At 71.7% G+C, this 4,040-nt stretch carries 3 protein-coding genes; all 3 read left to right on the forward strand.

The window, feature by feature from the left end; genetic code table 11:
• Positions 1 to 178: 178 nt before the first annotated feature.
• The 3 genes from sucC to ACIPSE_RS47165 all read left to right on the forward strand — a co-directional run bounded on the left by sucC (position 179) and on the right by ACIPSE_RS47165 (position 3,952).
• On the forward strand, positions 179 to 1,309 hold the full coding sequence (gene sucC / locus ACIPSE_RS47155) for an ADP-forming succinate--CoA ligase subunit beta (RefSeq protein WP_401676369.1): 1,131 nt from the start codon (positions 179 to 181) through the stop codon (positions 1,307 to 1,309).
• Between the two features lie 11 nt (positions 1,310 to 1,320).
• A complete protein-coding gene (gene sucD / locus ACIPSE_RS47160) occupies positions 1,321 to 2,220 on the forward strand; it encodes a succinate--CoA ligase subunit alpha (RefSeq protein ID WP_401676371.1) in 900 nt (299 codons plus the stop codon).
• 163 nt (positions 2,221 to 2,383) lie between these two features.
• The gene (locus tag ACIPSE_RS47165) at positions 2,384 to 3,952 is read left to right on the forward strand and encodes an aldehyde dehydrogenase family protein (RefSeq protein WP_401676373.1); all 1,569 of its coding nucleotides are present in this window, start codon (positions 2,384 to 2,386) and stop codon (positions 3,950 to 3,952) included.
• The last annotated feature ends 88 nt before the right edge of the window (positions 3,953 to 4,040 follow it).

Consider the following 4,040-nt stretch of genomic DNA (forward strand, 5'->3'; position numbering starts at 1 on the left):
CAGGTCACCTCGCTTGTCCGTGCTGGTCCGTGGCTTGCTGCGGCCGGGGGAGAAGTCCGTCCCGGGTTCCATACGGCACATTGCATACAGTCGACGAATACTGTATGAAGATTGTTATCCCGCATCCGATGGGTGATGTCCAGGGGTCGTGCACCACTTTTAAGACGGGAGCCGAATCATGGACCTCTATGAGCACCAGGCCCGGAGTCTCTTCGAGGAACACGGCATCCCGGTGCCGCGGGCGGAGGTCACGGACTCGCCCGAGGGGGCGAGGGAGGCGGCCCGCAGGCTCGGCGGCCCGGTCGTCGTCAAGGCGCAGGTCAAGACCGGGGGGCGGGGCAAGGCGGGGGGCGTCAGGAGGGCGTCCGGACCGCCCGAGGCGGAGCGTGTCGCGGGCGACATCCTCGGCATGGACATCAAGGGGCACACCGTCCACGAGGTCATGCTGGCCCAACCCGTCGACATCGAGGCAGAGTTCTACGTCTCCTATGTACTGGACCGGGCCGCGGGCCGCTTCCTCGCCATCGCCTCCGCCGAGGGCGGCATGGAGATCGAGGAGGTCGCCGCCCGCCGCCCCGAGGCGGTCGCGCGGATCCACATCGACCCGGCCGAGGGTGTGACCTCGGCGAAGGCCGCCGAGATCGCCGAGGCCGCCGGACTGCCGCCGCGGACCGTGGACGTGCTCGTACGGCTGTGGGGCGTACTGGTCCGCGAGGACGCCGTCCTCGTCGAGGTCAATCCGCTCGTCCGCACCGAGGACGGCCGGATCCTCGCCCTCGACGGCAAGGTCACCCTCGACGACAACGCGCGCTTCCGGCAGGCGCGTTGGGGCGCCGAGGGCGACACGCGCGAGGATCCGCTGGAGGCGGAGGCCGCCGCCAAGGGCCTCAACTACGTCCGGCTGGACGGTGAGGTCGGTGTCATCGGCAACGGCGCGGGGCTCGTGATGTCCACCCTCGACGTGGTCGCGGGCTGCGGCGCGCGGCCTGCCAACTTCCTCGACATCGGGGGCGGGGCCTCCGCCCGCGTGATGGCCGACGGCCTGTCCCTGATCCTCTCCGACCCAGGCGTGAAGTCGGTGTTCGTCAACGTCTTCGGCGGCATCACGGCCTGTGACGCGGTCGCCGACGGCATCGTGCGCGCGCTCGACACCGTCCGGCTGACCAAGCCGCTCGTCGTGCGCCTCGACGGCAACAACGCGGCCCGCGGCCGTGCCGTCCTCGACGAGCGCGCCCACCCCCTGGTCGAGCAGGCCACCACGATGGACGGCGCCGCCCGCCGCGCCGCCGAACTCGCCAACACGAGCTGAAGGAGCGGGAGATGGCCGTCTTCCTCACCAAGGAGTCCAAGGTCCTCGTCCAGGGCATGACCGGCGGCGAGGGCATGAAGCACACCCGCCGCATGCTCGCGGCCGGCACGAACGTCGTGGGCGGGGTCAATCCGCGCAAGGCCGGCCGGACCGTCGACTTCGACGATCGCGCCGTACCTGTTTTCGGGACGGTCGTAGACGGTATACAGTCGACCGGAGCCGATGTCACCGTCGTCTTCGTGCCGCCCGCCTTCGCCAAGGCGGCCGTCATCGAGGCGGCCGACGCCGGCATCGGTCTGGCGGTCGTCATCACCGAGGGCATCCCCGTCCACGACACCGTCGCCTTCACCGCCCACGCGCGGGCGAAGGGCACCCGGATCATCGGTCCCAACTGCCCGGGTCTCATCACCCCCGGCCAGTCCGACGCCGGCATCATCCCGGCGGACATCACCAAGCCCGGCCGGATCGGCCTGGTCTCGAAGTCCGGCACGCTCACCTACCAACTCATGTACGAGCTGCGGGACATCGGCTTCACCACCTGTGTCGGCATCGGCGGCGATCCCGTCGTCGGCACCACCCACATCGACTGCCTCGCCGCCTTCCAGGACGACCCCGACACCGAACTCATCGTCCTCATCGGGGAGATCGGCGGCGATGCAGAGGAACGCGCGGCCGCCTACATCCGCGACCACGTCACCAAGCCCGTCGTCGGCTACATCGCCGGCTTCACCGCACCCGAGGGCAAGACCATGGGCCACGCGGGAGCCATCGTCTCCGGCTCCTCCGGTACCGCCCGGGCGAAGAAGGAAGCCCTCGAAGCGGTGGGCGTCAAGGTCGGCGACACCCCGACCGGGACCGCCCGGCTGGCCCTCGGCCTGCTGGACGCCGCCGACCGCGCCCCGCGCCACTGACACACCCCGCGCCCCTGACACACCCCGCGCCATTGACACACCCCGCGCGACCGCGTCACCCCGAGCGACCGCCGTACGTCACGCACGTCACGGCACGCGACCGACGTCGCTCCCGACCTCACCCCCCCCGCCCCCGACTGTGCACCGAGAGCGGAGACAGCGCATGACATCCACCCTCAACCAGCCCACGAACACGGCTCAGTTCGTGCTGAAGTCCGGCACCGCGTGGACGGACGCCTGGCGGCGCTGCCTCGCGGTCGCCCCCGAGGCCTTCCGCGACGACCGGGTCCTCAACCTCTGGAACGCCGCCTGGCACGCCGACGGCCGCGCCCTGCCCGCCACCAGCCCTGTCGACGGCAGCCCGATCGCCGGCCCTCCGCGCCTGGACCGCGAGGCCGCGCACCACGCCGTGCGCGCCTCCCTCGACCAGCACCGCGCCTGGCGGCACGTCCCCCTCGGTGAACGGCGTGCCCGCGTCGCCGCCACCCTCGACGCGCTCACCGAACACCGCGAGCTGCTCGCGCTCCTGCTCGTCTGGGAGATCGGCAAGCCCTGGCGGCTCGCGCAGGCGGACGTCGACCGCGCCATCGACGGCGTGCGGTGGTACGTCGACGGCATCGAGCCGATGATCGAGGGACGGTCCCCGCTGGACGGACCGGTGTCCAACATCGCGAGCTGGAACTACCCGATGAGCGTCCTCGTCCACGCGATGCTGGTCCAGGCGCTCGCGGGCAACGCGGTCATCGCCAAGACCCCCACCGACGGCGGGGTCGCCTGCCTCACCCTGGCCTGCGCGCTCGCCGCCCGTGAGGGCATCCCCGTGACGCTGGTCAGCGGCAGCGGGGGCGAACTGTCGGAGGCGCTGGTGCGGGCGCCCGAGATCGGCTGCGTCTCCTTCGTCGGGGGCCGCGACACCGGCGCCGCGGTGGCCACGGCCGTCGCCGACCTCGGCAAGCGGCACATCCTCGAACAGGAGGGCCTCAACACCTGGGGCATCTGGAACCACACCGACTGGGACGCGCTGACCGCCGTCGTCCCCAAGCTCTTCGACTACGGCAAGCAACGCTGCACCGCCTATCCGCGGTTCGTCGTCCAGCGCGAACTGTTCGACGAGTTCCTGCACGCCTACCTCCCGGCCGTCCGCACCCTGCGCATCGGCCACCCGCTCGCCGTCGAGAACCCGCAAGACCCCTACCCGTCACTGGACTTCGGCCCGGTCATCAACGCCGCCAAGGCCAAGGAACTGCACGACCAGGTCGCCGAGGCCATCGACCGGGGCGCCGTCCCGCTGCACCGCGGCAACGACGCGGACGCCCGGTTCCTGCCCGGCCAGGACACCTCCGCCTACGTCCAGCCCGTCACCCTCCTCAACCCGCCCTCGTCCTCCCCGCTGCACCACGCGGAGCCGTTCGGCCCGGTCGACACCATCGTCCTCGTCGACACCGAGGCCGAACTGCTCGCCGCGATGAACGCCTCCAACGGCGCCCTCGTGGCCACCCTGTCGACCGACGACCGCGCCACCTTCGACCGCCTCGCACCCCAGATCCGTGCTTTCAAGGTCGGCCACGGCACGCCGCGTTCACGCGGTGACCGCGACGAACTCTTCGGCGGGTTCGGCGCGTCCTGGAGCGGCGCGTTCGTCGGCGGCGAGCTGCTGGTGCGCGCGGTGACGCGGGGCGCGGCGGGCGAGCGCCTGCCCGGGAACTTCCCCGAGTACCAGTGGATGCCGTGAGACCCGGCCCCGTGCGCCGGACCGGGCGGCGCTCGCCCGCCGGCGCGCACACGACGATCACGTACCGATGCGGTGGAGGTGGCGAGCA

The organism is Streptomyces sp. NPDC090106, from assembly GCF_044747265.1.
Taxonomy (GTDB): domain Bacteria; phylum Actinomycetota; class Actinomycetes; order Streptomycetales; family Streptomycetaceae; genus Streptomyces.